17 protein-coding genes are annotated in these 26,041 nt (G+C 64.4%); 10 read left to right on the top strand and 7 right to left on the bottom strand.

Annotation, left to right across the window (positions count from 1 at the left end):
- Positions 1-30 precede the first annotated feature (30 nt).
- Positions 31-1,050 carry a 3-hydroxyisobutyryl-CoA hydrolase gene (locus tag OVO38_RS03390; protein ID WP_267207754.1) on the top strand — a complete coding sequence of 340 codons (1,020 nt, stop codon included), beginning with the start codon at positions 31-33 and terminating at the stop codon, positions 1,048-1,050.
- A gap of 6 nt (positions 1,051-1,056) precedes the next feature.
- Here OVO38_RS03390 and OVO38_RS03385 read toward each other — a convergent pair whose 3' ends face one another.
- Positions 1,057-1,242 carry a hypothetical protein gene (locus tag OVO38_RS03385; RefSeq protein ID WP_122084866.1) on the bottom strand — a complete coding sequence of 62 codons (186 nt, stop codon included), beginning with the start codon at positions 1,240-1,242 and terminating at the stop codon, positions 1,057-1,059.
- A gap of 276 nt (positions 1,243-1,518) precedes the next feature.
- Between OVO38_RS03385 and OVO38_RS03380 the strand changes: the two genes are divergently transcribed.
- Together OVO38_RS03380 and OVO38_RS03375 are read left to right on the top strand one after the other, a co-directional pair.
- Positions 1,519-2,970, top strand: a complete 1,452-nt coding sequence (locus tag OVO38_RS03380; protein WP_095537704.1) for a glyceraldehyde-3-phosphate dehydrogenase — start codon at positions 1,519-1,521, stop codon at positions 2,968-2,970.
- Between the two features lie 8 nt (positions 2,971-2,978).
- Positions 2,979-3,419 carry a hypothetical protein gene (locus OVO38_RS03375; RefSeq protein ID WP_133064844.1) on the top strand — a complete coding sequence of 147 codons (441 nt, stop codon included), beginning with the start codon at positions 2,979-2,981 and terminating at the stop codon, positions 3,417-3,419.
- Here OVO38_RS03375 and OVO38_RS03370 read toward each other — a convergent pair.
- On the bottom strand, positions 3,397-4,515 hold the full coding sequence (locus OVO38_RS03370) for a glycosyltransferase family 4 protein (protein ID WP_095548471.1): 1,119 nt from the start codon (positions 4,513-4,515) through the stop codon (positions 3,397-3,399). The genes OVO38_RS03375 and OVO38_RS03370 overlap by 23 nt on opposite strands.
- Before the next feature lie 4 nt (positions 4,516-4,519).
- The gene (locus tag OVO38_RS03365) at positions 4,520-5,716 is read right to left on the bottom strand and encodes an NAD-dependent epimerase/dehydratase family protein (protein ID WP_267207753.1); all 1,197 of its coding nucleotides are present in this window, start codon (positions 5,714-5,716) and stop codon (positions 4,520-4,522) included.
- A gap of 295 nt (positions 5,717-6,011) precedes the next feature.
- On the opposite strand from OVO38_RS03365, the gene OVO38_RS03360 reads away from it, so the two are divergent.
- From OVO38_RS03360 to OVO38_RS03335, 6 genes are all read left to right on the top strand, one after another.
- Entirely contained in the window at positions 6,012-9,371 is a 3,360-nt protein-coding gene (locus tag OVO38_RS03360; RefSeq protein WP_267207752.1) for a Rib/alpha-like domain-containing protein, read from the top strand.
- A gap of 12 nt (positions 9,372-9,383) precedes the next feature.
- Positions 9,384-11,702, top strand: coding sequence for a hypothetical protein (locus OVO38_RS03355; protein ID WP_095276923.1), 2,319 nt, complete (start codon positions 9,384-9,386; stop codon positions 11,700-11,702).
- A gap of 515 nt (positions 11,703-12,217) precedes the next feature.
- Entirely contained in the window at positions 12,218-14,365 is a 2,148-nt protein-coding gene (locus OVO38_RS03350; protein ID WP_267207751.1) for a hypothetical protein, read from the top strand.
- 36 nt (positions 14,366-14,401) lie between these two features.
- A complete protein-coding gene (locus OVO38_RS03345) occupies positions 14,402-15,916 on the top strand; it encodes a YPDG domain-containing protein (RefSeq protein WP_267207750.1) in 1,515 nt (504 codons plus the stop codon).
- A complete protein-coding gene (locus tag OVO38_RS03340; protein ID WP_267207749.1) occupies positions 15,886-18,177 on the top strand; it encodes a hypothetical protein in 2,292 nt (763 codons plus the stop codon). The genes OVO38_RS03345 and OVO38_RS03340 overlap by 31 nt, the downstream gene beginning before the upstream one ends.
- Positions 18,178-18,276: 99 nt before the next feature.
- Positions 18,277-19,818, top strand: a complete 1,542-nt coding sequence (locus OVO38_RS03335) for an SLC13 family permease (protein ID WP_243389092.1) — start codon at positions 18,277-18,279, stop codon at positions 19,816-19,818.
- Between the two features lie 4 nt (positions 19,819-19,822).
- Here OVO38_RS03335 and OVO38_RS03330 read toward each other — a convergent pair whose 3' ends face one another.
- Positions 19,823-20,227, bottom strand: a complete 405-nt coding sequence (locus OVO38_RS03330; protein ID WP_267207748.1) for a hypothetical protein — start codon at positions 20,225-20,227, stop codon at positions 19,823-19,825.
- Between the two features lie 9 nt (positions 20,228-20,236).
- On the bottom strand, positions 20,237-21,721 hold the full coding sequence (locus OVO38_RS03325) for an HNH endonuclease signature motif containing protein (RefSeq protein WP_239214551.1): 1,485 nt from the start codon (positions 21,719-21,721) through the stop codon (positions 20,237-20,239).
- Between the two features lie 214 nt (positions 21,722-21,935).
- Here OVO38_RS03325 and OVO38_RS03320 point away from each other — a divergent pair, with 214 nt between their 5' ends.
- The gene (locus tag OVO38_RS03320) at positions 21,936-23,072 is read left to right on the top strand and encodes a YihY/virulence factor BrkB family protein (RefSeq protein ID WP_095554976.1); all 1,137 of its coding nucleotides are present in this window, start codon (positions 21,936-21,938) and stop codon (positions 23,070-23,072) included.
- Here the strand turns inward: OVO38_RS03320 and OVO38_RS03315 are convergent.
- Both OVO38_RS03315 and OVO38_RS03310 read right to left on the bottom strand, forming a co-directional pair.
- Positions 23,069-23,644: a TetR family transcriptional regulator gene (locus OVO38_RS03315; protein ID WP_158221598.1), complete on the bottom strand. Its 576-nt coding sequence runs from the start codon at positions 23,642-23,644 to the stop codon at positions 23,069-23,071. The two genes, OVO38_RS03320 and OVO38_RS03315, sit on opposite strands and share 4 nt — an antisense overlap.
- Positions 23,625-25,979: an MMPL family transporter gene (locus OVO38_RS03310; protein ID WP_267207747.1), complete on the bottom strand. Its 2,355-nt coding sequence runs from the start codon at positions 25,977-25,979 to the stop codon at positions 23,625-23,627. Before OVO38_RS03310 ends, OVO38_RS03315 begins: the two co-directional genes overlap by 20 nt.
- Positions 25,980-26,041 lie beyond the last annotated feature (62 nt).

The following is a 26,041-nucleotide window of genomic DNA, read 5'->3' as shown; positions in this document are numbered from 1 at the left end:
CATTCGCTGTGATGTGCAACACTAGGGGGTATGACTGAATCCTTGAATACCGAATTGCTCAACGTCGAAGTCCGCGGCACCACGGGCATCATCACGCTCAACCGGCCGAAGGCCCTGAACTCGCTCAACGGAGAGATGATCCACGGCATTTACACGGCGCTGCGCGCGTGGGAGGCCGACGAGGCGATCACGCAGGTGATCGTCTGCTCGAGTTCCAAGCACTTCTGCTCGGGCGGCGATGTGAAGTACGCGCGCGAGGGCGTCCTCGCCGGAAGGGCCGAGGAGATCAGCGCGTTCTTCGCCGAGGAATACGAGATGAACAACTACATTGCCAACTACCCCAAGCCGTATATCGCGCTGGTCTCCGGCGTGGACATGGGCGGCGGCATGGGGATCTCGGCGCTCGGCTCGCACCTGGTGGTGCACAAGGACGCGTTCGCCTCCATGCCGGAGATGAACATCGGCTACATCACGGACGTGGGCCAATCCTGGAAGCTGCAGCACCTGCCGGCCCGCCCGTCGCTCGCGCTCGGGAAGTTCCTTGGGCTGACCGGCTACCGTATGACCGCGGACGACATGCTCGCGCTCGGCCTGGCCTCGCACAAGGTGGAGACGCTCGAGGGGCTCGTAGAAAGGCTTATCGACGAGGGCGTCACCGCCCTTGACGCTCTCGCCCTCCCCGCCGGCGAGAGCGGGCTTGCCCAGTGGTACGAGCAGATCGAGGAGGTCTTCTCCGGTTCGTGGGCCGAGATTGAGGGCCGCCTCGACGCCGCCGGAGAATTCGGCGCCAAGGTCCGCGAACTTACCGCGCAGGCCTCGCCCTCCGCGCTCGTCGCCGCAGCCGAGCTTTTTCACGCTAACGCCAACCAAGACCTCGCCGACTCCCTGGACAATGAGCGCGTGCTCGGCGAGCTGATGCGCGGAGAGCCGGACTTTGCGGAGGGTGTGCGCGCGGTGCTGGTGGACAAGGATCAGGCGCCGTCGTTCGCGCCCCAGCCGTCGCCGGAGAAGTACAGGGAGGTGCTGAAGTACAGGGAGGTGCTGAAGTAGGGGAGGTTAAATCAGAAACGTCTCCACTGCGCGGACGATCGAGTCCCACAGGCCGATGACTGAGTAGCTCAGGTCGTTGAGGGAGGCCTGCCACGATCCGGGCAGAATCTCCGTCGTCGGGGTGAAAAGTGCGTCGCGAAGGTCCTGCGCGCCGGAGTGCATGTTGTAGTTCAGCTGCGAGCTCAAATCCATGGCAGACATGCTACGCCGAAGTAGCGGTGTTGGCGCCGCAGGAACTCCCTCTCTGAGCGAAAGTACGAACCGGGGTGTGCGCGGAAACTGGCACCGAACCAATCAAAGGTGTGATGTGTGCGCCGGGGAATGTCTAGGTGACACGCGGTTTTCTTTAGGGCGAACTCTCGTCATCGCGCGCGGCCGGGCGCGCTAATATAGGGGTGCATGTGGGTCTTCGGAATGCCCCCGAACCGAACATGATTCGTACACCAACGACCGTATTTGAGGACTACAGTGACACAATCAACTACCCCCGCCGCTGACTGGAACCACAAGCTCACCCTCGCGCAGGAGATGCTCCCGCTGATCAGCCAGCTGCACCGCGAGCACAACGCGGTCACGTCTATCTACGGCCGCCTGCTCCTGGGGGCCACGGACATCGACATCATCAAGGCGCACCGCTACGCGCGCCGCATCGTCGAGCGCGAACTGCCACTTGATGACACGCTGCCCATCCTGAAGGAACTGGTCAAGATGGACCTGGGTACCGCGTCGATCGACCTGGGCCGCCTGGCAAAAAACTACTCCCGCACGGATGGCAAGGATCTGCGCGAGTTCCTGGAAGAGGAGCTCGCCGAGGTCGTCGGGACCTCCTCTGAGCTGCAGGCTCGCGACGTTGTCCTGTACGGCTTCGGGCGCATCGGTCGCCTGCTCGCCCGCATCCTCATTTCCCGCGAGGCTGCCTACGGCGGCGTGCGTCTGCGAGCCGTAGTGGTGCGCAAGAAGGGCGAGGACGACATTGTGAAGCGCGCGTCCTTGCTGCGCCGCGACTCTGTCCACGGCGCGTTCGACGGCACGATCACCGTGGATAAGGAAAAGGAAATCATCTGGGCGAACGGCACCCCGATCCAGATGATCTACGCCAACGATCCGGCTGAGGTGGACTACACCGCCTACGGCATCAATGACGCGATCGTGGTGGACAACACCGGCGCGTGGCGTAACCGCGAGGGGCTGTCCAAGCACCTCGAGTCCAAGGGCGTGGACCGCGTCCTGCTCACCGCGCCGGGCAAGGGGGACATCCCGAACATTGTCTACGGCATCAACGAGGGCATGATTGGCGACGAAAAGGTGCTGTCCGCCGCGTCCTGCACCACGAACGGCATTACGCCGGTGCTCAAGGTGATCAATGACCGCTACGGGGTCAAGCACGGCCACGTCGAGACCGTGCACGCGTACACGAACGATCAGAACCTGGCGGACAACTTCCACAAGGGCGACCGCCGCGGCCGCGCAGCTGGTCTCAACATGGTGCTGACCGAGACCGGCGCCGCCAAGGCTGTGTCCAAGGCGCTGCCGGAATTCGAGGGCAAGCTCACCGGTAACGCCATCCGCGTTCCCACCCCGGACGTATCCATGGCGGTCCTGAACCTGGATCTGGAGACCGAGGTGGAGAAGGAGGAGGTCAACAACTTCCTGCGTCGCGTGTCCACGGACTCCAACTTGCGCCAGCAGATCGACTACATCCAGTCGCCCGAGGTCGTCTCGACGGACCTGCTGGGCACGACGCACGCCTCCGTGGTGGACGGCCTGGCCACGATCGCCTCCGGCAACCACCTGGTGCTCTACGTCTGGTACGACAACGAGTACGGCTACTCCCACCAGGTGGTGCGCGTGGTGGAGGAGATCGCGGGCGTGCGCCCGAAGATCTACCCGGAGCGCAAGGCTCCGGAGAGCATCAAGTAACTATGGGCATGCGCCGTAAGATCGCCGTCGTTGCCAGCGTGTTCGCGCTGGCCGGCTGCGGTGCGCACGGCACCGAAATGGGGCTGCAGGACGCCGCGCTCGCCGGAGACTTCACCGTCGCGGATGTGGCGGGGCCGGGAGTGGAGCGGGCGTACGTATTCTGCCCGTACACGGACAAGGCCGAAGCGCAGCGCCTCGGCTTCAACCCAGACGACGTGCCCGGCATTGACAGCGATGTCCAGGCTTGGGAGACCGCCTCCGGCATCGGCGTGATCGCAGACGACCGCGCAAATATCGAGTGGTTCGACCCGCGCAACGTTGATGCCTGTGGTCCGGGTGTGACCCCTTACCAGGAATTTGATCCTTCGGCGAGGGTGCGGACAGCGACGGAATCCCGCGAATACGCGGGCGGGGAGACCGCTGAGGTCACCGTCCTGCGTTTCGAATAACCTCGTCGTAGTAATCGACCACCTGCTCTGAGGAAGCTCGCCACGTCCAGCGCTGCGCCTCCGCCCGGGCTGCGGTGGAAAGCTGGGTGCGCAATGCGTCGTCTTGGAGCACGCGCTCAATTTCATCGGCCCACGTGGTTTCCGGCGCATCTGGATCCACAAGGATGCCAGTTTCGCCGTCGTCAACGACAAAGGGCAGGCCGCCGGCGTTGGCAGCCACGACCGGAAGGCCCGACGCGAAGGATTCAAGTGCGGCGAAGCCAAGCGTTTCGGTGGTGGAGGGGAACAACAACACATCGCCGGAAGCGTAGGCGGCAGCGAGCTCGGCCCCCGAGAGGTAGCCGGTGAAGACGGCCCAGTCGGGAGCGCTGGAACGTACTTCGTCGTAAAGCGGGCCCTCGCCCACGAACGCGATACGCGCGCCGGGGACTCGCTTGCGGACTTCCTCCATGATGGGGAAGCAGCGCTCGACGGATTTTTCCGCGGAGATACGGCCGACAAACATTACGAGCGGGCCGCCGCCCAGCCGCTCGCGCATCGATGCTGAGCGCGCCTCGGGTGTAAAGCGTTCCGTGTCGACGGCCTTCGGCCACAAGCGAACGTTGGGGATGCGATACTCAGCAGCTTTGTCCATCATCGGACCAGATGTGACCAGATTGATCGCTGCACGCCCATGGAACGTGCGAAGGCCCCACTTCGCAATGGGCTTGACCCACGGAATCCCCAGCTTGACGCAATATTCCGGCACGTCGGTGTGGAACGAGGCGAGCATGGGGAAAAAGCGCGAAATGAAAAGCGTGGACCATCCCGCGGTCCAAATTGGGTTGACCGCGTGCACGATGTCGGGATTGAACTCACGCAGACGGCGCAGCGCCTTTGGCCCGAGCATGCCGTGTTTGACCTCCGGGTAAACCTTCAGCGCCCGCGAGGGGATAGGCACGACCTCGAATCCCGCATACTCCATGGGAGGGTTGCCCGGTGCGAAGATGATGACTTCGTGCCCCATCTCTGCCAGCTGGTCGAGGTGGCGGGTGATGCGTGTAACCACCCCGTCGATTTTCGGTAGGAAAACCTCGGTGACTATCGCAATGCGCATAGGGTTACTGCTCGCCGGTCGGCACACCCGCAGCCTGCTTGGCCGTCCACAGGGAGCGTGCCGGGATCTTGGAGCGGTCCGCCCGGTCGGCATACTTGCGCGCCACGTCCTCGACCTCGGTGAGCAGGCCCTCCGCCAGCTTGGTGGGCTCGAGCCCGAGCCCGATAAAGGTGTCGTTCTTCACGTGCAGCTCGTTCTCGGCGGATTCCTTGCGCGGGTTCGGCACCATCTGCACCTCGGCGCCCGAAAGCTTTGCGACGAGCTGCGCCAGGTCCCGCACGCGGTGCGTCTCCGTCATCTGGTTGAAGATCTTCACGCGGTCGCCCTTGGCAGGCGGGTTTTCCAGGGCGATCTGGATGCACTTGCACATGTCCTGGATGTGGATGAAGGCGCGCGTCTGCCCGCCAGTGCCGTGGACGGTGAGCGGGTAGCCCACGGCGGCCTGCATGAGGAAGCGGTTGAGCACGGTGCCGTAGTCGCCGTCGTAGTCGAAGCGGTTGATCAGGCGCTCGTCGCGCTGCGTCTGCGCGGTGTGGGTGCCCCAGATGATGCCCTGGTGGAGGTCGGTGATGCGCAGCTCGTCGTTCTTGGCGTAGAAGGCGAAGATGTTCTGATCCAGCACCTTGGTCATGTGGTAGACCGACCCCGGGTTGGTGGGGTAGAGGATCTCCTGTTCCACGGTGGTGCCGTCCTCGGTGTCCACCTTGACGTCCAGGTAGCCCTCCGGGATCTCCATCCCGGCGGTGCCGTAGCCGTAGACGCCCATGGTGCCCAGGTGTACGACGTGCACGTCCAGCCCGGATTCCACGATGGCCACGAGCAGGTTGTGCGTTGCGTTGACGTTGTTATCTACCGTGTATCGCTTCGCCCGCGGCGTCTTCATGGAGTACGGCGCGGCGCGCTGCTCGGCGTAGTGAATCACTGCATCCGGCTGGAACTCCCGGATGAAGGCGAGCAGCCCCTCGTAGTCCTGCGCGACATCGAGATTGCGGAAGCCGATCGTGTGCCCGGACACTTCGTTCCACGCCTGCAGGCGCTCCTCAGCAGAAGCGATCGGGGTCAGGGAGGCCACGCCCAATTCCTCGTCGATAGCGCGACGAGACAGATTGTCCGCAATCATTACGTCGTGGCCGAGGTCGGAGAGGTGCAACGAGGCCGGCCAGCCACAGAATCCATCCCCACCGAGAACCGCAATCTTCACTTCCGAACAACCTTTCCGTCAACACATGCAAAAGCTTGTCGACGCTGAGCGCGCCGACACCTCCGGTTCACGATACCCAGCACGCGCCTCCTTTGCTGAGTAAAACGACTCCGCTCGCGCGGAATTTGGCCCGCGTTCCGCAAACGTGCAGTTTAGGCATATCTGTAGTTAAATTAATGGAGTTACCTGTGTTGCCCTCAAGGAAAGTCTGGGAATTGATATGGTGCGGGGTTTTCGGAGCCGTAATTTCGCCGTAGCCACAGTCGTTGCTTGTCTCGCGTCCGGTGTCGTCGCCGTGCCGCCCACCTTGCTCCCGGTCGCGCACGCGGCCGACGTGCTTGATGAGGCAGCCGGGTTTGCGCTCTACGCCACGACGGATGATCAAAGCATCAACGCGCGACGGAGCTGGGGTGGGTTCTTCAAACTCGAGGATGGCGACTATGAGTCGAAATCGGTCCGGTCCGTGCGCATGTACTTCCTGCCTGACCGGGAAGCGAACCCGAACTACCCAACGCCAACGGGCCGCTATTCCAACGTGGATCGGTTCTTCCCCGCAGAGGAGAAATATCAGGTTCAGCTGAAGACGAACGGAAAGGTCACCGAGGACTTCGGCGCGCTGACGGGCTACGGGTTCGAGGACGCCCGCGGCTACAAATGGCTGGACATTACCCTGCCCAAGACAGTGACCATCGGCCAAGCGGAGGCGCTGTTCATCAGCAACGCGGCTGGCGCGGACACGTTGCCATGGCGCGCATACAACTCATCCGTCGGCGCCCGCGGGTTTGCGGAGCCGCTCGACGCGCAGCCCGCCACCATCCACAGCAAGGTGGTGCGCGCCGACTCCGCCGAGCCGGCCGAGGGCGTCGAGGTCTCGCTTGTTGGCGCCGACGGCAAAACCCTCCAAACCCAAACCACCGACGCGGACGGTACCGTCACCTTCGCCGACGTGGAACCAGGCCGAACCTACACCATCAAGTCGGGCACGCTGGACGGGTACTTTGCCGAGCAGCCAGTTTCCCTCACCGTGGCGAGCGGCCAGGAATACACTCCGACCCCGATCGAGCTGACGCCCATCGGCGTGACGGGTCGCGTGATCGACGATCACCAGAATCCCGTCAAGGGCGTCCCCGTCTCCATCGGCGAGTTGGAAACCACCACGGACGCCAACGGAACGTTTACCCTCACCCACGTGCCGGAGGGGGAACAAAAAATCCGTGTCGGAGCCTCGACGCGCACGCTGCCTAAAAGCAGAGGCGTGAGGGTCGAGCCCACCGAGCGCAACCGGGCGGGGGACATCACCGTCGCCGCGCAACCGGGCGCGATTACCGGCAAAGTGGTCGATTCCTCCGGCACCCCCGTCGCCGGGGTAAAAGTAAGCGCCGACCAGGACGATACTGTCACCGTCGCCGTCACGGATCCAGACGGTTTTTTCCGGTTCCCTGACCTGGAGCCGGGCGCGTACGACATCTCTGTGTCCGCGACAGAAACGATCGAGGGCGGCGTGCACCAGAGAGTGCCCGTCGCTCCGGGCGAGACTGCGATTGCGGACATTTCGGTCAATCTGTTGCCCGGTGCGCTGTCCGGGGTGGTCGTCTCAGACCGCAAGACCCCGATAGCCGGAGCCACAGTGAAGGTGCACGCTGAGGAGGACCCGGCCCGGGCAGTTGCCGCGACCACGGACGACAAAGGGGCATTCCAGGCTGCGGGGCTCACCCCGGGAACCTACGTCGTCGACGTGGTTGCGGATGGTTATACAGCGCGCACCACGAGCGTAGTGGTTTCGCCCAATAAGACTGTGGCGCTCGAGGTCACGCTCGCACCAACGCCAACTCCGAAGCCAGCTCCCACGACGAAGAAGACCACACCGAAGAAGACCACACCGAAGAAGACCACACCGAAGAAGACCACACAGAAGACCACCACAAAGCCCAAGCCGACCCTCACCACGAAGAAGCCCGTACCCAAGCCGACCCTCACCACGAAGAAGCCCGTACCCAAGCCGACCCCCACCACGAAGAAGCCCGCACCCAAGCCAACTCCCACCACGAAGAAGCCCGCACCCAAGCCCACGCTCGCACCGGTTGAGAACTTCGGCTGGGGCGACATCGAGGTCCGCCCGGGCGAGATCGAGATCGCAAACCCCCAAAAGTCCGCCGGCAGAGGCGTCGCCTTCGTCGTGGATGGGGTCACCCGCCAAGACGGGCAGCCGCTTCTCGACGCCACCTGGGTCACCGTCGACCAGAACGGCACCGTCGCAGCAGCCCCGCAGGCAAATGTCGCCCCGGGGAAGTACACGGCGGAGATCCGCAACTCCACCGGAGGGCACAACGTTGTGACCATCACGGTCGGGAAGCCGCAGTCTGAGGCTGCGCTGTACGACGTGTCCTACGAACCGCGCACCGTCCGCGCGGGGGAGCGGGCCAGCAGCCCGAAGCCGGCCGCGACCCGCACGATCACCCCGGAGAAGTACGGCTGGCAGCCGTTGCCGGCGGGCACCGGGTACCGCATCATTAAAAACCCGAACGCGACCGTCACCAGCGACGGCCGTGTGGAGCTGAAGGTGCCGAAGGACGCGAAACCCGGCAGCACCATCAAGGTGAAAGTCGCCATCACCTTCCCCGATGGGTCGAAGGACGAAGCGATCGTCCCGTTTGAAATCGTCGAGTCCCCGATCGCGGACCGCCTCGCACCGAGCTACGAGGCCGGAGTCCTGGTCGGGCCCGGGCAGCACACGATGATCACCGCGCATACCTCCAAAGGCGTGCCGGACGGTACCGAGTACGCGCTCGACGAGGACGCCGAACTTGGCGGGTGGGTCGTTGGCGTGAATCAGCGCACCGGCGTGCTCGACGTCACCGCCCCGTCGGCCGACGCCAAGCCGGTCAAGGTCCCGGTGAAGGTCCGCTTCCCGGACGGGTCGGAGCGCACCATCACTGCGAGGATCGGCGTGGCCACCGCAACGGCGCCGAAGCGCGGCACCACGCTGACCTACCCAGTAACCGTCGCCAATACGGGCCGCGCCGTCACCGCGAAGCCGAAGGGGACCGTCCCCGAGGGCACCGTCTTCGTCCTCATGGACGACGCAGGCATGCGCGTCGACGTTGACCAGCGCACCGGCAACGTCCGCGCCGATGTTCCCGCGAACGCGCCCGCCGACGCCACGTACACCGTCCGCGTTCGCGCGCAGTACCCGGACGGCACCACCGCGCTGCTCCCGCTCAAGGTCACCACCGATTCGCAAGCGCGCCGTGACAGCAAGGACAGCAAGGGTACCGCGACCGCGCCGAAGGGGACCACCTTCGGTCTCTCTGAGAAGTTCAACGAGCCGGGGTGGTACGTGAGCGTCGATAAGCGCACCGGCGAGCTCTCGGTCGACGTGGACGACACCGTCACCAAGAAGAATTCGGTGCAAGTTCCAGTGGTGGTCTCGTACCCGGACGGTTCGCAGCGGATCAAGAATGTCGAGGCCGACGCCCCGGCCCTGCAAACCGTGACCCCCACCCCGCAGGACGCGCCGTCGGGCGCATCGTCTGGGTACAACTGGGTGCCCATCGTCCTCGGCCTCCTCGCCGCGATTGGCGGGGTGGGCTACGCCGCGTTCGTTAACCAAGACCACATTCGTCGGATGCTCTCACAGTTCGGGATCCGGATCTAAAAGGTGAATACCATGCATACTTCCCTGAAAACCGTTGCCATCGCCCTGTGCGCGTCCCTCACGCTCGGAGGCGTCGCCGTCCCGCAGGCCTCCGCCGCCACGGAGCAGCGAGAAATCTCCGTGCGCGTCCACGGCGAGACCCCCAACGCCGAGCAGGGGCGGATCGACGGCGAGGTCCGCAAGGACTCCCGCGCCCGGCTCGCCTACGTCCACCCTGCGGCCGCGGTGGGTATTCACGAGTTCACCGTGTACTCAAACATCTGGATCGATGGCAAGAACCTCGCACCCAACTGGGGCGCGTCAACCGACGTGCGCAAGGACGGCGGGGCGGACGTGATCACCTACACCTACACGGACGCCCGCTCGGACGTCGAGATCACGCGCACCTTCCGTATTTATGGGAACCGCATCGACGTCGACGTACGGGCGCGCAACGCGGGCAAGCAGCGCCGCCAGGTGGACATCGAGCTTGCCAACGAGCTGCAGAACCCCTATCAGGTGAGCGCCCGCGAGACGAAGGCGGACACCTACAAGGTGGGGCCAGAGTCCGAGGGGTACGACACCACCGTGTCCTTTACAGACCCGAACTTTTCCGGCACCCGCGAGCAGCTGACGCAGGAGCAGAGCAAGGGGATCGGCGAAGGGACGCCGAAGCTCCAGGCCGGCGAGTGGATCGAGGTGCTGGATCCTGGAGAATCGGTGGAGGCGCGGGCGTCGGTAAGCGTGGCGGCGCAAGAGTCCGCGATTGACACGGACGGCGACGGGCTGCGCGACGAGTGGGAGCTCAAAGGCCTGAAGCTGGAGGACGGGACCGAACTGCCGATTCAGAATTGGGGCGCCGATCCCGATCGCCCGGACCTGTTCCTGCAGCTCAACTGGATGCAGGCAGAGTGGGAGACCCTGAACTGCGCGCGCAAGGACGACTTCGCGCCGACGGTGAAAGAATTCGAGCAATTCGCCGGTTGCGCGACCGCCAACGTTAACTCGTACCGCCCTTCCACCTCGACCCTCCGCGACCTGGAGGACGTCTTTGCCAAGGAGGGCATTGCGCTGCACATCGACGCGGGCGAGACCTACCAGAGCGCCTCGCTCGCGGGCTACGAGGAGCCCCACGGCGGGAAGACCGAGCGCTTTGAGCAGTACTACTTCCAGGACAAGTCGCAAGCTCAGCGCCTGCTCGACGAGCGCAATCGCCTGCTTGGGCCCCGCAAGGCCGTGTTCCGCCTTGGCATCATCGGCGACAAGATGGCGGAGGGGAACCGTTCCTCCGGCGTCGCGCTCGTCCGCGATTCCGCCTTCTACATTGCGGACCACAAGGACATGACCACGCAGGAGCAGCTTCGCAACACGATCTTCCACGAGTTCGGACACACGCTGGGCCTGGGGCACTCAGGGCCCGAGGTGCCCGACAACCCGCTCTCGGGGGACGTGTACGTGCCGGAGTACAAGTCCGTGATGAACTACCTGTACCAGTTCAGCTACTTCGACTACGCCAAGGAACCGACCGACGCGAGGGTAAACGCCTGCGTCAAGGGCGGCGGGTGCGGTGAGCAGTCCGTCACCATCCCAGCTGACTGGTCCAATCTGGACCTGCCTGGCTTTAACATCGGCCAGGGCAATGTGACGACGGGCTCCGGGCAGCTTGACGACGACGACGACCAGTCCGAAAAAACTCCCCGCAAGCTGGCAGAAAACGCCGCCGTTGCCAACGTGGGCAAGGCCGGCTTCCAGATGGACACCACTGCAAGCGGCGACAACGGCATCGTGACCGCCAGCGAAGAGAACTTTGCTACGGGCACCATCAGCAACCTTGGCGCCGACGCGGAGCGGTTCACGCTGGTGGCCAACTACCCGGGCGGGCAGCGCTACACCGAGGAGATCACGCTCGCCGGGATCAAGGACAAGCGCTCGGAGCGCGAGGTGAGAATTCCGATCCGCAACGCGAACAGCATCAGTGGCCCGACCCTGCCGGTCAACGTGCAGATTTTCAACCACTCGGGCGAGAGCGTCTTCACCGACCGCTACGAGCTCTCGGTGCTGGACTACACCGCTGAGGAGGCGGAGCGCGTGCTCAACGACGTGCTCAAGTCCGACGCCTCGCCGCAGGTGAAACGGATGGCCAAATCCAAGCTGGACGGCGTGACAGATCGCGCCCCGGCAGCGGCCACGAAACTGAACACGAAGACGCCGACGGAGAAGCAGGCGGAGAAGCCGGCCCGGCAGCAGGAGGAGCCCGTTTCTGCAGTTGCGATCGTAGTCGCCGTGCTGCTTGCACTCGGCGGAATTGCCGCTGCAGGGGCCGGGTGGGCGCTGAGTCAGGGGCTCATCTAGCGCCAAGTGTGGTAAAAATCACTAAAAATAATGCGCTTGTCCCGCGTTGCACTGCGGGGCAAGCGCATTATTGACAAGCGTTGAATTGTCCATATCTGTCCCGGCTAAGGTATTCACGTGGCCTAAGAGGATGCCCAAGCCGAACCTTAATGAAGAAATGTTGACTTGTGCTAGTTAACGGCCGAACGCCGGTTCAATTCTGAGAAAAGGATACTGATTGTGTGAATTAGCCTTACAGCTTCTCATCTGATAGGACACTCCTCGGTGAATAATATGCACTCTAGGATTGTTCAACAGGCTGCGAAAGCTTTCGGACATCTGATGTACCGGTGTCTATGAATTGGCGATTGGTCGCGGTTTTGGAGCAAGGGGAGTTGTTAATCTGCGGTTTTGGGGTAGCTTAAGCAGTTGACACCAGAACTGAACTGATAAGCATTGGCTCATGTATCGACCGTGAATATTTTTTATGCATCGGCGCATACATGGTCAGGGTAAGAATGTTGAGGAGCAGCCGCATGAGGAAGCTGGCATCACGCTGCATCGCAGTCGCGCTCGGTGCAGCGCTCGTCGTGGGCGGGCAGCCCGCGGTCGCCGGTGCCGTCGAGGCAAAAGTGGACGCTTCCCGCCTGACGCAGTTCTCCCACCACGACGAGGATTCAGTTGCGGGTACCCAGTCGGACACGCTGTACACCGATATTCTTGTCAACGGCGCCCGCATCATGGCACCGGACAACGCGCCAGTCACCACGAAGGATGAGCGGGGAGCGCGGGTGACAACTGCTCAGTACGCAGACTCCGCGAGGGGAGTGCAAATCGAGCGGGTCGTGCGCACCACCGACACCGAGATGACGGTCGAGGTCACCGCCACGAATCAGGGCTCCGAGGACGCCTACTTCCAGCTGGACCTGACCAATTCCATCAACACCAACCGCACGCTCACCGGCAGTTTCGACGGCGAACGCTTCACCGTCGGCCCGGATTACGGCGGCTACGACACGTTGGTGGAGTTCGCAGACCCCGGTTTCTCCGGTGTGGCAAACAGCTTCAATGCGACCACCGCGACCGACGAGGTCGGCTACGTCGACCCCGATGGCGCACAGTTCCAACGTGGCCGCTGGTTCCGCTCGGTCGACCCCGGCGACCAGCTCACGGCAAAGGCAACGATCACCTTTGACACGCAGGACTCCGCCGTGGACAGCGATCGGGACGGCCTGCCCGACCAGTGGGAGGAACAGGGCGTCACGCTTGACGACGGCACCCAGCTCCCCCTCAACGAATGGGGCGCAGACCCGCACCGTCCCGATGTCTTCCTGCAGCTGAACTGGATGGAATCCGAGTACGAAAAGCTCGGCTGCCTGAACACGCCGGACGCCGAGCAGTGCGACACCGCGAACACCCGGACCTACCGCCCGCCCCGCCACATCCTGGATGAGCTGGCGAACAAGTTTGATGAGCACGGCGTTTCCCTGCACATCGACGCTGGCGAGACCTACTCCAACATCCCGAACTACGACACCCGCCACGGTGGACAGACCGAGGGATACGAGCGGTACTACTTCAGTAACTCCATCCCCGGCCTGCGCATGGTGGACAACGTCAACCGCCTGCTGGGCCAGCGTGCCTCCGTCTTCCACGTCGGCGTGATCGGTGACCAGATGAACCCGAGCAACTACTCGGTTGGCACCTCCCTCGTGGGCGACAACGGTTTTTACGTGGCCAAGCACGAGCGCATGACCGAAGACAGCCAGTTGCGCAACACGATCATGCACGAGCTGGGCCACAACCTGGGCCTCAACCACAACGGCTCGTTGAAGTTTGAGGGCAAGGTGCCAAAATCTGACTACCTGCCCAACTACAAGTCCGTGATGAACTACCTGTACCAGTTCTCCTATTTCGACTACTCGGATGTGGAGGCCGTGTCCGGCGGTCCGCTCCCGGAGGAGTGCAACCGTTCGGGCGTGAACTGCTACCGCGGCGACTACCGCGTCCCCGCGGACTGGGACAACTTGCTTATTAACTCCCTGCGCCTCGGCGGCCACGTCGGTACTGCGGGCGTTGACGCGCGCAAGGTCGACACCGCAGCGCTCAAGAAGCTGGACAAGGAGATGGAGCGCGCCGACGCGAGCGGTGACCGCGTCGAGGTCGAGGTCACCGACGAAGGCGACCTGACCAGCGGCAAGCGCGGCGAGGTGACGCTCAAGCTCACGAACCCGGGCCTGGATCTGCACCGCTACGAGGTCGCCGTCGGCGGCAACACCCAGCGCGTTGTGCTCGGCGGCGTTCGCTCCGGCAAGAACACGACGACCATCACCGTACCCGTCACACCCACGGAGCCGGCGGCATTGCCTCTCGACGTCCGCGCGACCGATGAGCTTGGCAACACCACCTTCGAGGACCGCTTCGCCGTCCCGGTTGCTGAGGACTCAAACACCGACTCGACGCCCATGGGCGGGGCCGTGAAGTCGACCCCGGCGGTCGCGCGGGTGCACAACGAGACCACGCCGACCGCCAAAGCAACACCGACCACGAAGGCAGTGCAAGCCCCCAAGGCAACGCCCAAGCCGGAAAGCGGCAGCAGCTCGGCGGCCATCGTCGTGCCGCTGCTCCTCCTGTTGGCCATTGCAGGTGGCGCAGCGGCGGCGTGGGCGAGCGGCTTGATTTAAACTCTTCAACAAAGCTCAACAGCGCAAGGCGGAATAATGAACTGGACAACGACTCCCATCGTGGCGTGCGCGGCGGTCACCACCGCGTTGGTCGCCCCGGCGGCGCTCGCGGCCGACACCACCCGCTACACCCTGACGGTTGCAACCCCGGCCGGGCCGCTTGAACACGTCGACGTCGAGCTCACTGGCAGCGGCGGGTCGTTCCAGGCCACGACCGATTACGCGGGCAGAGTATCATTAGAAGTCCCGGTCGGCACGTACGCCTACCGTGCGACGTGGGACGGCGAGGAGTACACGCAGTCGGGAATCGAGCTCACTGCAGACCTGGAATCGAGCCTGATGATCCCGGGGCCGAGCCGCACAGTCGACTACGCGTGGAATGCACTCAACGTTTCCGCGGGGAGCCGCGCGACCGTGGTGCCGACGGTGACGGGCAACGAGAGCGGGGTCACCGTGGAGCGCATTGACGGCCCGGAGTGGGCAGAGGTGTTCACCGACGGCACGGTCGAGGCCATGCCCCCGGCGAACGAGCAACCGGGGGTGCACGACCTCATTGTGCGCACGTCGGCGGGGCAGGTCGAGACCATTCCAGTGCGCGTGACCGGACCGCAGGACCCGAAGGACGTGACGTACCCGGTGACGCAGGTACGGGTCGGGAGCAAGGTGCGGAGCGCGGCGCCGACGGTGACCATCTGGCACCAGGGGCGCGAGTTTTCCAGCCAACCGGTCCCGGGGGGAATGACGTTCCACACCGTCTCGGAGGGCGCGTGGGTGGACGCAAAGACTGGCCAGGTCACGCTAGACACCGCGGCGTCGGGCGCGAAGGCGGGCGATTCGGTCACGGTGCCGCTGGAAGTCGGCCTGCCCAGCGGCGCCACCGCTGAGGCCACGGCCGTCTTCCAGGTCAACGACCTGCCAACCGCGGAGCAGTTCCACCCCGGCTGGGAGACGCTCACCGCGGCGCCAGGGGAACGGGTGACGGTGAAGCAGACTGGTGACGCCGACGTTCCTGCGGACGCTCAGTTTGTGTGGCGCCGCGCGGACAACCCGGAGCTGAAGGGGTGGGCCATCTCCGTCGATCCAGCGACGGGCGCCGTCTCCGCCGCTCCGTCGGACACAGCCAAGGACGCAGACGTCAACGTGCGCGTGAGCTATGCGGACGGCTCGCAGTCGACGGCGCCGGTGCACCTCCGGGTGGCACCGAAATCAGCGCCCCAGCAGCACACGCTGCGACCGGGGCAGGAGGAGGAAATTCTTGCTGGCGGGGGAACGGATGTGGTGATCGTCGATAGTGGCGGCGCAGACGTCGCCGTGGACGAACACGGAGCGGTGAAGGCGTCGGTGCCGTCGGACGCGATGCGCGGTGCGGTGTACCCGGTCAAGCTGCGCGTCGACGGGAAGGAGACGACCGTCACCCTGACTGCGGACGCGCCGGACCAAAGCGCAGACTTCAGCAAGGCGTGGTGGATCCCGGTGGTGATGGTCGCGATGGTGGTCGCCGGAGCCGTGGGCAACTGGGCATGGACCACCTTCTCTGGGGGTGCCCGGTGAACCTGAGGGGAGCGGGGGCCGCCGCGATTGCTACGGCGATGATCGCGATGGGGACTACGAGCCCGGCGAGTGCGGGCGTGGAGGACATGCCCTTTGGCGTCCACATGACGCCCAGCGCCGACGACGAGGGGTTCGCGGTGATGGACATCTCGAAGGGGCGCACTACGACGTTTACGTTCGAGCACCCCTATTCCGTGGCGGGGATTATGGCCGGCAGCTTCGACGTCGCGCTGCGCGCCGACGGCGGCAGCGTCCGTTATCTGCCGAGCGCGACGAGGGTGCGCACATCGTCCAAAGGCGGCACAGATGTGGTCACGCTGACGCACGAAGACGCGTCCCAGGGTGTGAAGGTGGAACGGACGTTCACGGTGGGCAAGAAGTCCATGGCTGTCGACGTCACCCTGACCAACCTGCGCAACGAGGACCGCGAACTCAGCGTGGACATGAACTCGCGCATCACCGCCTACGACAAGGACCGGGCGAGCTTCCGGGACGGCGCGTTTATGATCGCCCCGCGGGACGGCGGCTACGAGACGACGCTGCGCTACAAGGACCCCACGTCGTCCGGCGTCGCGGCCGACAAGGGCGCGACCACAGCCGAGGGCAAGGTCGGGCGCGTGGGCGCGGATGGCGCTTCGTTCCAGCGCGGGCGCTGGGAGCGGGCGGTTCCCGCAGGGGGCAAGCTGCATGCCAGCATGACCATGGACATCGCCACGCAGGGATCCGCGGTGGATTCGGACCGCGACGGGCTTCCGGACGCGTGGGAGCGCCAGGGCTTCACCACCGCGAGCGGGGAGCAGTTCCCGTTACAGGCGTGGGGCGCGGACCCGCACCGGCCCGACCTGTACCTGCAGCTCAACTGGGCGAAGTCCGAATGGGAGACGTTGGGGTGCGACCGCGAGCAGCGCTTCGGCGTGAGCGCGGAGCAATTCGGCGAGTTCGCGGCGTGCAATGCGGCGAATGCGAACGTGTACAGGCCGTCGAGAAGCTCGCTCCTGGAGCTCGTCGACCTCTTTGATCGGCAGGGGATTAACCTGCACATTGATGCCGGCAGCCTCTTCAACAACATCCCCAACTATGAGGAGCGCCACGGCGGCGCGACCGAGGACTTCGAGCCGTACTACTTCAAGGACGCCGACCATCACTCCCGCTTGGCCGCTGACCGCGACCGGCTCCTCGGTCCGCGCGAGTCCGTCTTCCGCGTCGGCATCATCGGCGACCAGCTGGCCAAGGATGATTACACCACCGGCATGGGGCTGGTGAGCGATTCGGTATTTTACGTGGCGAAGCACGAGGGGCTGACGGGCCAGGACCAGGTGCGCAACACGATTTTGCACGAGTTCGGCCACAACCTGGGCCTGACCCACACCGGGTCCGCGCTGTCGGATACGCGCGTGGAGACAACTGACCTGCTGCGCAATTACGAGTCCGTGATGAACTACCTCTACCAGTTCGCCCGTTTTGACTACAGTGACACGGTGGCCAAGGGCAACGGCGACGATCCGCATTGCGGCGACTACACCTGCTACACCGGGGCCTACGAGGTGGCCCCGGACTGGGAGCACCTTGACCTGGGCGGCAAGTTCATTGGGAAGGTCAACGCCACCGTCGGCGCGGACGATTCCGTGGTCACCCACGACCATATGCTCGTGCGGGACCTGGAGATCGCGGCCGCCGAGCACAACGCGGGCCAGGCGGGCTTCAGGCTTTTCGACGCTTCCACAAACTCCATCGTCACCTCCCGGAACGACAACAGCGTCACTGCCCAGCTCCGGAACCTGGGGCTGGACCTGGACGATTTCACCGTCGACGTCTCGTACCCCGGCGGGCACTACTCGGATACGATCCGCGTGCCCGGCCAGCTGGCGGAGACGCCGTCGGCGACCTTCGACATCCCGATCACCGGGGTGCAGCACCTCAAGGGCGCAACGATGCCGCTCGACGTGGCGGTGCGCAACAAGGACGGTGACGAGGTGTTCGCCGAACACTACGACCTGTCGCTCCTGGACTACTCCGCAGACGAGGCGAAGCAGGTGCGCGAGGAGGTGCTCGCGGACCCGGACGCCTCACAGGCGATGCGCGAGCTCGCGGAGGCAAAGCTGGGCGCGCCGATTGGGCCGACGGAGACGCCGTCGGACACTTCGGATCCCGCACGGGGGTCGAGCACCACCGACATCGTGATCGCGGTACTCGCGGCGCTCGGCGGTGTGATCGCGCTCATCGCGGGAGGCGCCTGGTCTGCGGGATTACTTCCGTTTTAGTGCCTGGTAGGGCCCGGTTCTGACCGTTTGTATTCTTTTGTTGCGCCGAATTTCCCGGCTAGAATTGGTAATAACACCACTTTCGGTAGGGAGGTCTTCGTGACATCGGCTGCAACACAACCAGCAAAACCGCACCAAAACGCGGATTCGGGAACGGTGACGCAGGGAGGGGGTGGCGAAGGGGCGTCGATAAGCAAGGGAAAGCTCATTTCGTTTTTCCTTGCGTTTATCGCACTCATCGTGGTGCTGCTGATTCCCATTGACAGCATCGAGTGGCAGGGGCAGATCGCGCTCGGAATGCTTGCGTTTGCCGTGATCATGTGGGTGACCGAGGCGGTGAGCTACCCGGTCAGCTCGGTGCTGATCATTGGGCTGATCGCCATGCTCGTGGGGCTGTCGCCCGATCCGGAAAATCCGGGCGAGATTTTCGGCACGGGCCCGGCGCTGAGCATTGCGCTCGGCGGCTTCTCGTCGGGCGCGGTGGCGCTGGTCGCGGCCGCGTTGGCGCTGGCCACGGCGATGCAGGCGACGGGGCTGCACCGGCGCATCGCGCTCAACGTGCTCAAAGTTGCGGGCGAGAAGACGTCGCACATTGTCGCCGGCGCGATCGTGATTTCTATCATCCTCGCGTTCTTCGTGCCGTCCGCAACCGCTCGCGCGGGCGCCGTGGTGCCGATCCTCCTGGGCATGGTGGCCGCGTTCGGCATGACGGTGGATTCGAAACTGTCGGCGCTGCTGGTAATTACTGCGGTGCAAGCGGTGTCGATCTGGAACGTCGGTATTAAGACTGCTGCGGCGCAAAACCTTGTGGCCATCGGTTTCATTGAGGACCAGATGGGTCAGACCGTGTCCTGGGGCAAGTGGTTCCTGTGGGCCGCGCCATGGGCGGTGCTGATGTCGATTGCGCTGTACTTCATCATGCTCGCCGTCATGAAACCCGAGGTGGATCGCATCGAAGGCGGGCGCGAGCTGGTGCAGCAGCAGCTGGACGAGATGGGGCCGATGACTGGCGCGGAGAAGCGCCTGACTGCGATCGCCGTGGTCCTGCTTCTCTTCTGGGCGACCGAGGGGCTGCTGCACCCCATCAACTCGTCCACGATCACGCTCGTGGCGATCGGCGTGATGCTCCTACCGGGCATCGGGGTGATGGACTTCAAGTACGCGCAGAACCACATCAACTGGGGCACGCTGATCGTGTTCGCGGTGGGCATCTCGCTCGGCTCGTTCCTCCTGAAAACGGGCGCGGCGACCTGGCTTTCGGAGCAGACGTTTGGCGCGCTGGGCATTTCCTCGATGCCGATCCTCGCCACGATCGCGATCGTGTCCCTGTTCAACATCATCATTCACCTGGGATTCGCGTCCGCGACGTCGCTCGCTTCCGCCCTGATCCCGGTGTTCATCGCGCTCGCTGCGACGCTCGACGTGCCGAATGGCGGCATCGGTTTCGTCATCATCCAGCAGTTTGTCATCTGCTTCGGGTTCTTGCTGCCCATCTCCGCCCCGCAGAACATGCTGGCCTACGGCACGGGCGCGTTCACCACGAAGCAGTTCCTCCGGGCGGGCATCCCGCTGACCATCGTGGCGTACTTGTTGATCTTGCTCCTTTCCGCGACGTACTGGAAGTGGATGGGGCTGGTGTAGCCGCCTAGTCGCCCTCCAGCACAAGGCCCAGGTGCAGCGAGTCCAGCTCGTGCGCGCCGGGGCCTTGTTGTATGGTCGCAATTTCACGACCTGTTGCTTCGGTCACCGGAATGAGCCATCCGAGGTTCGGGTCGAGCAGCGGGTCTGCTTGCTTGTCCATCGGGACGAACGTCACGGGACGTTCGTTTTTTGCGACAAGTTGCACCGGGCCGTTCGCCTCCTGAAGAGCGGGGAGCGCGGCGGGCGTTGTCGTGATGATCACCATCTTTTCGTCGGTGTCGGGGGACAGGTTCGCGGTGTGAACGTGCAGGTGTGTGACCTCGAATCGCTCAAATTCCTCCGGGTACTCCACGAGTGGCAGGGTGGGGTCGCCCGCGAACAGTGCGCGGATTCGCTCAAGAAATGCCATGGTGCGAGTCTAACCGGCCTCCGGGAGCGGAATGTTGGCGTCGTCAAAGCGCAGGTTGTCCGGGTTGTCCTCCCATTCATAGTCGGGAAATGGTGCATCCACCGGTGGTGTGAGCCCCATCCACCATTCCGGTTCCGGGTGGAACGGAAAGCGCATGTCAAACTGTTCTTCGAGCTGGTCCAGCGCGAATTCACACTCGATGATGTCCTGATCTTTCTCGTATTGGTCCATAATCGCGTGTCCGCGCGCATGAAACTCCGCGGCCCGCTCGCGCCTGCGCTTCACTTCGCTTATCGACGCCCTCCACCGCGGATCCTCAGCACCCAACTGAGCAGTCAGCAGCCCGGAAGGCTCCGAAACCTCAAATGTGCCGTCCTCGTACAGCCAGATGGCGTCCCCGGTCGCGGGGTCGACGACGTAGAAGGCGCGGCGGTCGGTCTTGAGGTTATGGTGCCTCTGGCAGAGGCAGTGAAGGTTATCCACGCGTGTTTCCCCTCCCTCAGCGAACGGGATGCGGTGGTCCAACTGGCACTGCTCCGCGGGGTGGTTGCAGCCGGGGTAGATGCACGTGCCGTCGCGAGCCTCCACGAGCGCCCGCATGTCTGCCGTCGGCACGTAGCTGGGTGTCGTGTTTTCGCGAACGCCGTCCATGTCGGCGACGGAGGGCGGGGTCTGCGCGCACATCTCGTCGAACGCGATCGTGGCGTCAGGCTCGGTCCAGCCGAAGCCCGGGATGAACACTGGCTGCCCCGCCTCGCGCCCCTTCGGCGCGTATACCTGGATTCGCGCCTTCGCTGCCGGCGTGATCTCGCCGGTGAGCAGTTTCACCACGGTGTCGTGCGAAGACAGCTTGTGCTCCAACCCGCATTGCTGCACGAACGCGCGCACGGCGGCCAGTGTCGCGGTGTCCGTGGTCAGGTTCATCATGCCCTTTGTTATCCCACCGAAGTCCTCGAGGAAGAACTCGGCTCCGTGGTCCCGGCGGGCCTCGCGCTCCTTCCGCTTTTTCGGGTTGTACCCCAGAGCCGGATCGATGCGCCGGATGTGCGCCCGCAACTTTCGCGTGACGGCGGCAGGGTCGGGGAACGGCTGGCTCTGCCGGGTGGGCGTGAACTGTTCGACCAGGAAGTCGTCGATACCGGCGAGGATCTCCGCGTCGGCGTCGGGACCGAGCTCCTCCAGCTTCCGCCGGATCGCGGTCAGGTGGCCCAGCGTGAGTAGTTTTTGCTCGTTGTGCAGCGCACGCAGCCGCGGCAGATCCGTCAGCCGGTGATACGACAGCACCGCGGAGCGGATGACGGTGCGGGAGTACCCCGTGGCCTGAGCAAGCTTATCGACGACCACGTCGAAGTCTTCGATGCCCACGCCGTCGTCGCTAAAGCGCGAGTACAGTGCGTGCTCCGATTCACGGAGGCTGCGGCCAAATTGCGCATCGCTGTCGTGGGGTCTGTCTATTCGGAAGTAGGGGCGAGGTGGGGCTTGTTGAGCGTTCATGCCTTGCACTATAAACGTGGCCCCCAACACCGGTTCGAAGATTGGCGGCGAAAATAGAACAGGCGTACGAAAGAGTGCCGATGTGGTGCACAATTACCGTTCGAACATGGGCGCAAAGAATGTCCGTGCGAACACAAACTGCTGCTCTGGAAGCGCGCTGGTTTTCGCCGTGTCAGGACAAGGTCAACGTGCAGAAAACCGTTACGCTGGCACTATGGAAGATGCCGAAAAGGGCCCTGAGATTGCGTCGCGACGCGTCGACTTCGTGTTGCCCTACGGCATCGGCGAACCGGAGTTTCCTCCGTCGGAAGACACGATGCCCAATCCCCTCGGTCGCAGGAACCGGCTGGGAAAGGCCGGTTGGACGCTCGTGCTCAAGCGGCTGTTTGCAGACTTTTCCACGGACGCCATGGTGGATCGAGGCGCCACGCTGACCTACTACACGGTGCTGTCCCTCGCGCCCATGCTGGTCTCGGCGTACGCCATCGCGACCTTGCTACTCGGGCGCGATCCGGGGGCGGTCGATCAGCTCCTGGACGGGCTCGTTGAGGTGTACGTGCCGGAGGCCCTTCGCGGAGAGGCGATGGATCTGATGGAGACGATTGTGGGCACTCCGTCGCAAAGCACTGTGGCGTTGATCGTCTCGCTGCTGATCTCGCTGCTATCTGCGTCGGCGTACGTGCGGAGTTTTTCGCGCAACGCCAACCTGGTCTATGGGCGCTCGGAAGGGCGAAACGTGGTGGTCACTTGGGTGACCATGTGGCTGATCACGCTGATGCTCGTCGTCGGCGGGCTGGCGATCCTGATCGGGACGCTGCTCACGGACGGCATCGTGCACAGCGTGCTTGGGCCGGTGGCGCGGCCGCTCGGTGTGGAGAATGTGCTGACCTACCTCACGGAGAAGTTCCTGCCGGTGTGGGTGTATGTGCGGACGCCCGTGATCGTGCTGATGGCGATGATCCTGCTGTCGCTGTTGTACTACTTCACGCCAAATGTGAGGCCGGGGCGGTTCAGGTTGCTGACGGTGGGGTCGTCGTTAGCCCTGTTCGTCGGCTTCTGGTTGTGGTGGGGGTTCGGGCTCTACATGTCCACGTTCGGCGTGCGATCCGCGTACGGGGCGTTCGGGACCGTGATCGCGGTGCTGGCGCTCGTGTGGGTAATGAACATCGTGCTGCTGGAGGGCGTGAAGATCGACGCCGAAATCCTCCGCGCGAAGGAGCTCCAGGTAGGGTACGACTCTGAGCGGCACATTCAGGCACGGCCACGCTCCAGCGAGGGCGCCCGGTGGCGCCTGCAGCTGGAGCGGTGGATCGCGCGGACAGCGCGCGAGGTGAAAAACGCGCGGAACTAGCGGCTCGCGCGCACGGCGGCGAACGCCTTGTGCAGGAGGGCCTGGCTGTCGGCACTCGGCGTGCGGAGGTGCCGCTTGAACGCCACACTCGCGGCGGACCCGTAGGCGCTGAGTAGCACGAGGACTTCGAAGGGGGCCAGCTGGGGTGCGCGCTCCTGTAGCGCGCTGACCACCGGGTCCAGGATGCGCTCGCGGTCGTCGTTCGGGCAGGCGGAGCCACGAATCAGCTCAAGCCGGTCCGAGGTGAGCAGCAGGGTCGACGCCGAGTGCAGCTTGACCCCGTCGCCGGTGAGTGCGTCGACGCAGATCTGCTCGAACGCCTCGGTGAGCCCGAGCTCGGGCGGGAGGCGGCGAATATCCTCGCCGATCTCCGCAAAGGTGCGTTCCACAAAGACCAGCAGGGCGGCGTCCAGGTCCGCGAAGTAGTTGTGGAACGTGCGCGGGGACACTTCCGCGGCGGCGGCGACCCGGGCGACGGTGAGCTTCTCTGACCCCTGGTGCAGCAGGATGTGCGCCGCGGCGTCGGAAATCACCTCGCGGGTTGCCTGTTTCTTAGACTCGCGCAGGTTCATGGTGTTCCACCGTTTGCTGCAGGTGCTCGCCCTCAATGTCCAGGTTGGGCAACACCTTGTCCAGCCAGTTGGGCAGCTTCCACGCGCGATCATCCAGCAGGTACATGGTGGCCGGGATGATGGTCATGCGGACCACGAAGGCGTCGATAAGCACGCCCACGGCGAGCGCGAAGCCCATGGCTTTGATGAAGGGCTCGTCGATGAGCATGAAAGCGGCGAACACGGAAATCATGATCAGCGCGGCGGCGGTGACGACGCGCGCGCCGTGCTTGAAGCCGTTGGCGGTGGCGTTGCCGGCGGTCTTGCCGCGCGAGACGAAGCCCTCGCGCATGCGCGTGACCAGGAAGACCTGGTAGTCCATGGCCAGGCCGAAGGTGAGGCCGATGAGCATGATGGGCAGGAAGGACAGCAGCGGTTGCGGGTCGGAAATGATGCCGAACATGCCGTCCTGGAAGATCGCCACGGTGATGCCGAAGGTCGCGGCCATGGAGAGCGCGAAGCCGAGCGCGGCGATGAGCGGGACCCACAGGGAGCGGAACACCAGCATGAGCACGATGAACGCAAGCCCGATGACGATAGCGATGTAGGGGAGCAGCACGTCCTGGAGGCGCTGCGAGATGTCGTCGAAAATCGGGGTGACACCGGTGATGCCGAACTCGCCGCCGGTGCTGTCCGCAAATTCGGACTGGTAGTCGCGCAGCCGCTCGAGCGTCTCCGTGGTCGCCGGGTCGGTCGCGCCCGTGGTCGGAGTGATGAGGACCTGCGCGGCGTCCATGGTGTCGGTGGTCTGCACGATCTGCGCGTTCTCGACACCTTCGGCCTCGTTGAAGGCGGTCAGCGCATCCTGGAACGCGGCGGGGCGATCCTGCTCGGCGACGTTGGCCACGTCAACGAACGCAATCATGGGGGCGTTGCGGCCAGGGCCGAAGGCGTCCGAGGTCATCTCGTACGCCTCTCGGGCTGGGGTGCCTGGCGACGCCGTGCCGTCGGTCGGCATGGCCAACCGGAGGCCCGCGGCGGGGATGGCCAGGATGCCTAGCAGTGCGACCGACGCCAGCAGCATGACCCACGGGCGCTTGCGGATGATTCGGGCCCACTTCAGGCCCATCGTCGGCTTTTCGTCCTCCGGGTCCGGCACCCTCGGCCCCGGGACGCGACCCGCAAAGATGCGGGTGCCCAAAAGGCCCAGCATTGCCGGCAGGAAGGTGGTGGACACAAGCACGGCGAGCGCGACCGTCGCGGCCGCGGCGTACGCCATGGTGGACAGGAACGGGATGCCGATGATGGACAGCGCTGCGAGCGCGATGAGCACGGTGAAGCCCGCGAACACCACGGAGCCTCCGGCCGTGCCCAGGGCCATGCCCATCGCGTGGGCGCGCGTGCCCTTGTCCATGGTGCGCAGCGCTTGTGCCAGCTCCTTCGGCGTGAGGTCGTTGAGGCCGGCGCCGTTGATGAGCTCGTTGCGGAAGCGCGCCACGATGAACAGCGCGTAGTCGATGCCCACTGCCAGGCCGATCATGGAGGCCAGCATCGGCGTCATGTCCGAGATCGTGTCGGTAAACAGCGTGGCCAGCTGGACGCCGAGCAGGCCGACGCCCACGCCGATCACGGCGGAGAGCAGCGGCATGCCGGCGGCGACGAAGGAGCCGAACGTGATGAGCAGGACAACCGCTGCCACGGCCAGGCCGATCAGCTCGGAGGTCATGTTCATTTCCTGCGACTGGAACGCCATGCCGTTGTACTGCACGTTGAGCAGTTCGGAGCCGTCGTACTTGTCCAGAACGTCGGTGATCTCGCTGCGCTGCTCAGTCGAGATGTCCATGACCGCCGCGGCGTTAAAAGTGACGTCCACGGTCCCGGTCTTCTGGTCGGGGCTGACAGGGGAGAGCTGCGCGAGGTCCTTTGCAATCTGTTCCGGCGGGACGCCCTGTGCTGTCTTCGCCTCGGTCAGCTGCTGCTGCATCCCGCCTGCGGCGAGCACCGGGTTCACGATGGCGTCGGTATCGGCGAGTGCGTCGGAGGACTTCAGCTCACCGAGCATCTCGTCCACCTTTGCCATCACGTCTTGGTCGGCGAGGGTGCGGTCGCCCTCCGCCTGGATCACAACGGTGCCGGTGGGTGCGCTGGTGAGATCCGCGTCAGTGCCAAAGCGCTCGCTCATCTCCTCCTGCGTGATGGTGGAGTCCATGTCCGGCATGGAGAATGAGGGGTTGGGTGCCTTGGCAAAGTTGGAGGCGAGCACCCCGGCGCCGATGAGGACAACTATCCAAAAGGCCAGGAAGGGCCATACTTTTCGGTATGACCGGCTGCCCAGCTTGTATAGGAAATTCGACATGATGCACAGCATATGCAAATTTGCGCACGGTGTGCAAAGTAATACCTTGGGGCGACGCTACG

Origin of the sequence: Corynebacterium sp. Marseille-P8863, from assembly GCF_946902955.1 — a bacterium.
Lineage (GTDB): Bacteria > Actinomycetota > Actinomycetes > Mycobacteriales > Mycobacteriaceae > Corynebacterium > Corynebacterium gottingense.
The sequence above is the reverse complement of the archived record's forward strand: the minus strand, read 5'-3'. Positions and strand labels throughout refer to the sequence as shown.

Excerpts from the sequence above, each read along its gene's own strand:
- OVO38_RS03390 (WP_267207754.1), top strand. The coding sequence starts at position 31 with ATGACTGAATCCTTGAATACCGAATTGCTCAACGTCGAAGTCCGCGGC.
- OVO38_RS03385 (WP_122084866.1), bottom strand. The coding sequence starts at position 1,242 with ATGGATTTGAGCTCGCAGCTGAACTACAACATGCACTCCGGCGCGCAG.
- OVO38_RS03375 (WP_133064844.1), top strand. The coding sequence starts at position 2,979 with ATGCGCCGTAAGATCGCCGTCGTTGCCAGCGTGTTCGCGCTGGCCGGC.
- OVO38_RS03370 (WP_095548471.1), bottom strand. The coding sequence starts at position 4,515 with ATGCGCATTGCGATAGTCACCGAGGTTTTCCTACCGAAAATCGACGGG.
- OVO38_RS03355 (WP_095276923.1), top strand. The coding sequence starts at position 9,384 with ATGCATACTTCCCTGAAAACCGTTGCCATCGCCCTGTGCGCGTCCCTC.
- OVO38_RS03350 (WP_267207751.1), top strand. The coding sequence starts at position 12,218 with ATGAGGAAGCTGGCATCACGCTGCATCGCAGTCGCGCTCGGTGCAGCG.
- OVO38_RS03345 (WP_267207750.1), top strand. The coding sequence starts at position 14,402 with ATGAACTGGACAACGACTCCCATCGTGGCGTGCGCGGCGGTCACCACC.
- OVO38_RS03340 (WP_267207749.1), top strand. The coding sequence starts at position 15,886 with ATGGACCACCTTCTCTGGGGGTGCCCGGTGAACCTGAGGGGAGCGGGG.
- OVO38_RS03330 (WP_267207748.1), bottom strand. The coding sequence starts at position 20,227 with ATGGCATTTCTTGAGCGAATCCGCGCACTGTTCGCGGGCGACCCCACC.
- OVO38_RS03325 (WP_239214551.1), bottom strand. The coding sequence starts at position 21,721 with ATGAACGCTCAACAAGCCCCACCTCGCCCCTACTTCCGAATAGACAGA.
- OVO38_RS03320 (WP_095554976.1), top strand. The coding sequence starts at position 21,936 with ATGGAAGATGCCGAAAAGGGCCCTGAGATTGCGTCGCGACGCGTCGAC.
- OVO38_RS03315 (WP_158221598.1), bottom strand. The coding sequence starts at position 23,644 with ATGAACCTGCGCGAGTCTAAGAAACAGGCAACCCGCGAGGTGATTTCC.
- OVO38_RS03310 (WP_267207747.1), bottom strand. The coding sequence starts at position 25,979 with ATGTCGAATTTCCTATACAAGCTGGGCAGCCGGTCATACCGAAAAGTA.